Raw genomic sequence first — 3,975 nt, 5'->3', positions numbered from 1 at the left:
AGTGAAGAAGAATTACAGGCGCTGTCACTGATGCCCGGAACACCGGATGATTCGGTGCTGCTGGAATGCGGCTGGGAGAAGGAGAAGCCGCAATATTTAGCCGCCAACGAAGTACTGTTCTGGGTCTCGTCGCCCTGTCTGCAACAGCGGTTAGTGCGGGCGCTCACTCTTGTCAGCAGGGAGGCGGATAATGAACAGGGATCATGATTTCTTAGAGATGGTCAGCAAAGAGCAGCCCAGCAATGGTTATGCGGAAGTTTCCTTGATTGGCGGACTGATACTGGACAATGATCGCTGGGATGACCTTGTTCAGCTACTCACCCCTGACGATTTTTTCTTTCCGGCACACCGAATAATGTTTCAGGCTATGGCCGAGCTGACAGAAAAAAATACGCCGTATGATCTGTTGACGCTGACGGATTTACTGGCCCATCAGGGGCGTCTGGACAGTGTGGGGGGCTTTGCGTATGTGGCCGAAGTGTGCAAAAACACGCCCAGTGCCGCCAATATTGTGGAATACGCCCGCATGGTGGCAGAAAAAAGCCAGTTACGTCAGTTGCTGGCTCTGGGTAACTCGTTGCGTGCTGACGTCTTTCAGCCGAATGTACAGGCTGCGACGCTGGCAGAACAGGCGGAAAGCCAGCTGTTCAGTCTGGCAGAAAAAGGCGCTGCCCGCCAACAGCAGGCAGTGACTCTGCTGCAAGGGGCGGAGGCGCTGATTTCCCATCTGGAGCGCATACAGGGCAGCAACGGGATCACCGGCACACCGACCGGGTTTCAGGCGCTGGATGACATGACCTGTGGCTTACAGCCGGGGGATCTGATCCTGCTGGCTGCCCGCCCTTCAATGGGTAAGACCGCACTGGCGCTGGCGTTTTGTCTCGGTGCATTACGCAGCCGTGAGGATGCGGTGGTGCAGATTTTCAGTCTGGAAATGCCGACAGCCCAACTGATGCTGCGTTTGTCTTCGATGGAAGGTGGCGTGGCGTTAACCGCGCTGCGCAGTGGCCTGCTGGATGACGAACAGTGGGGGCGCATCAGCCAGAGTCTGGAGCAATTTTCTCGCTGGGATCAGCGCCTGATTATTGATGATTGCAGCCTCCAGACACCGGCACTCCTGCGTGCCCGTGCCCGCCGCTATACCCGCAAATACGGTAAACCGGCTCTGATTATGGTGGATTACCTCCAGCTGATGTGCGCACCCGGACAGGAAAACCGCACACAAGAAATTGCCGATATCTCCCGCAGCCTGAAAGCGTTAGGCAAAGAGCTGGATTGCCCGGTACTGGCGCTGTCCCAGCTTAACCGGCAAGTCGAAAACCGGCCCGATAAACGTCCCAACAATGGCGATCTACGTGATTCCGGCTCACTGGAGCAGGATGCGGATTTGATCCTGCACCTTTACCGCGATGAAGTCTATCACGAGGATAGCCCGGATGCGGGGATGGCCGAAATCATTATAGGCAAACAGCGTCAGGGACCGACTGGCACAGTACGTGTACGGTTTGAGGCGCAGTATACCCGTTTTTCGGATTTCGATGACAGCGGGAGGTAAAGGATGGGACGTAATACACTGAATTTAGGCAGCGCTTTGTTACAGCAGGGGCGGCAAGCCGTGGCCATGCTTAATGATGGTCAGCCGATGGCCGAAATGCCGATGGTGTTAACGCTGGATCAACTTCGCCCTAATCCGGATAACCCCCGTACCAGCCGCAACCCGCGTTATGACGATATCAAAGCCTCGATCAAAGTCCGTGGACTGGATACGGTGCCGAAAGTCACCCGTGATCCGGACGGTGACGAGGTTTATATCTTCAGTGATGGCGGGAATACACGCTATCAAATTTTGTCCGAGCTGTGGCAGGAAACCGGGGATGAGCGGTTTTATCGGGTGCATTGCCTGTTTAAGCCGTGGCTGGGACGGTTGCAGTGTGTGATCGGGCATCTGGCGGAAAATGAACTGCGGGGCGATCTGAGTTTTATTGAAAAAGCATTGGGCGTCTGTCAGGCCAGAACCCTGTATGAAGCGCAGAAACAAAAGAAACTCACGCAAAATGAGTTATCGGGATTGTTGGGTGAAGCGGGCTTTCCTGTCAGTCGCAGTTATATCAGCCGGATGGAAGATACGGTGCAGTATCTATATCCGTGGATGCCTAATCTACTGCATGCGGGGTTGAGCGTAGGGCAAATCCGGGGGTTACTGGCATTACGACAGGATGCGGAGACAGTCTGGCAGCAGTATGTTTTCAGTATCAATCCGGGATCCACGCAGAGCTTTGATGAAGTTTTTGGAACCTGTTGTCGTCGGTTTGACGCACTGGAAGCCTGGTCGCCAGAGATGTTTCGCGATGAGCTGATTGGCGATTTATTGCAGGCCCTGCCACACCCGCAACTCAATTATGACCGCTGGATACTGGAATTAGATCCGAAAGAAAGCAATCGAAGACAACTCTTTGGCGAACAGGCCACCGCGTTTGAATACAGGCCGGCAGTTTCTGCTGCACCCCATAACATGGCACCGGTTCGAGCGCCAAACCGGGAGTCGCACCCGCGGCGTGTTTCTCAGCCCGTCAGCAAGACGGCACCGGATCCGGCGACGGCACATTCCCCGGTGGAAGAAACGGGTTCATCCGTTGCGTTCTCCCGTAAAAATCCGGTGCTTCCGCCTTATCAGCCGGATAACGAGGATAATCCGCCTGAATCGCCTCAACCTGCTCCGGAGGCCGAATGCCTGCACTTTGCCCAAACCGGGCTGGAGTCGGTCAGTTCGGTCTGGGAGATTTCCCCGATGCAGGACGATGTCGAGCATCTGCAAGGGATGGCGTTCCGGCTGGCGTTTGAACTGGCCGAAGTGATGGGCTGTGACCACGATTTGTTGTCGGTGTCGGATGCCCGTTCAGCTGGCTTTTGTCTGGTGAATGCGCAGGCAGCGCAGGCTTTTTCGCGTTTATTGGTCAGTCTGACCGGAGAAAGCACGACTGACGCCCCGGCATTAACGCTGACTGCCGTTCTGTTTGGCACAACCCATCGTGAGGGTATGCCGTTACTGGATGATAGCCAGACCGTGAAGTTTCTGCGTCTTATCCGGGTGATACGTCGTTTGCGTGAACTTCAGCGCCGGATAGCGCCGGAGGCTATAACGGGGTAACCAGACCGGAGCGCGTGCCTGTTTCCAATGCGTTGTTCAATTTGTTTTGACTGACCTGATATTGGAGGAAATGTATGCATCATTTATCGCAAGCCACCAACAGCCTGCTGTTGCAGTTGGTGATGGATTTGAAGAACGGCTATATCCGCCGTTGTGAGGCGCTGGGACTGGCCCCCGCTGAAATGCTGATATTGCAGAATCTGACGATTGAAGATCTGCACTATCTGGGCAACAGCCCGGTGTCGGTGCTGACCATCCAGATCCATCACAGTAATCTGGTGCGCATTTTACATCAGGCGCGGATTGAGCAGCAGCGGTTACAACGTATTGACCGGGCACTGGAATTAGGCGGCTCGATTGAACTGATGCGCTATTTTTTCGGCTTGTCCAGTCTGGAAATCGCCGCCCGCCGGCGTATTTCCGGGGTGACCGTAAAACCGGGACGCAACTCGCCCCTGACGGAAGAGGAGAATCGTGAGTTGTGGCAACGCTGGCAGGCTGCGGCGATTGTCGATGCGGACAGCGCCGAAGGGCTGGATATGATGCTGGAGATGGCCGCGCATCATCAATTCTCGCTGACGGCCGTCTGGCATGCGGTGAAAGACTGGCCGCACAGCGAAGCGTCTGAATCGATCAAAAAACAGGCCTGAAAGCCCTCAGTGAAAAATAAACAGAAAAGGAAACGATGTCAGGAAAATTAACGGAAATGATGCCCGGCCTGCATGTCCCCGCAACGACACCGCTGTCACTGCGTCGCAAGGCGCAACATCAGGTGCGGTGTTACCAGCGGGGCGAGCGCAATTACGTCCGGCTGAAAGAAAAAGGCA

The 3,975-nt window shown here is 55.1% G+C and carries 3 protein-coding genes and 1 pseudogene; all 4 read left to right on the top strand.

Going from position 1 to position 3,975, the window contains the following annotated elements; all coding sequences use genetic code 11:
• Nucleotides 1-207, top strand: a pseudogene (locus Xbud_RS21620) (hypothetical protein); the annotation flags it as partial.
• Nucleotides 191-1,555 carry an SPI-7-type island replicative DNA helicase gene (dnaB-PI, locus tag Xbud_RS21615; RefSeq protein ID WP_099136923.1) on the top strand — a complete coding sequence of 455 codons (1,365 nt, stop codon included), beginning with the start codon at nucleotides 191-193 and terminating at the stop codon, nucleotides 1,553-1,555. The pseudogene Xbud_RS21620 and the gene dnaB-PI, both read left to right, overlap by 17 nt.
• A gap of 3 nt (nucleotides 1,556-1,558) precedes the next feature.
• Entirely contained in the window at nucleotides 1,559-3,148 is a 1,590-nt protein-coding gene (locus tag Xbud_RS21610) for a ParB family protein (protein ID WP_099136922.1), read from the top strand.
• Between the two features lie 74 nt (nucleotides 3,149-3,222).
• The gene (locus Xbud_RS21605; RefSeq protein ID WP_099136921.1) at nucleotides 3,223-3,798 is read left to right on the top strand and encodes a DUF2857 domain-containing protein; all 576 of its coding nucleotides are present in this window, start codon (nucleotides 3,223-3,225) and stop codon (nucleotides 3,796-3,798) included.
• Nucleotides 3,799-3,975: the final 177 nt, after the last annotated feature.

This window comes from Xenorhabdus budapestensis, from assembly GCF_002632465.1.
Taxonomy (GTDB): Bacteria; Pseudomonadota; Gammaproteobacteria; order Enterobacterales; family Enterobacteriaceae; genus Xenorhabdus; species Xenorhabdus budapestensis.
The sequence above is the reverse complement of the archived record's forward strand: the minus strand, read 5'-3'. Positions and strand labels throughout refer to the sequence as shown.

Excerpts from the sequence above, each read along its gene's own strand:
- Xbud_RS21610 (WP_099136922.1), top strand. The coding sequence starts at position 1,559 with ATGGGACGTAATACACTGAATTTAGGCAGCGCTTTGTTACAGCAGGGG.
- Xbud_RS21605 (WP_099136921.1), top strand. The coding sequence starts at position 3,223 with ATGCATCATTTATCGCAAGCCACCAACAGCCTGCTGTTGCAGTTGGTG.
- dnaB-PI (WP_099136923.1), top strand. The coding sequence starts at position 191 with ATGAACAGGGATCATGATTTCTTAGAGATGGTCAGCAAAGAGCAGCCC.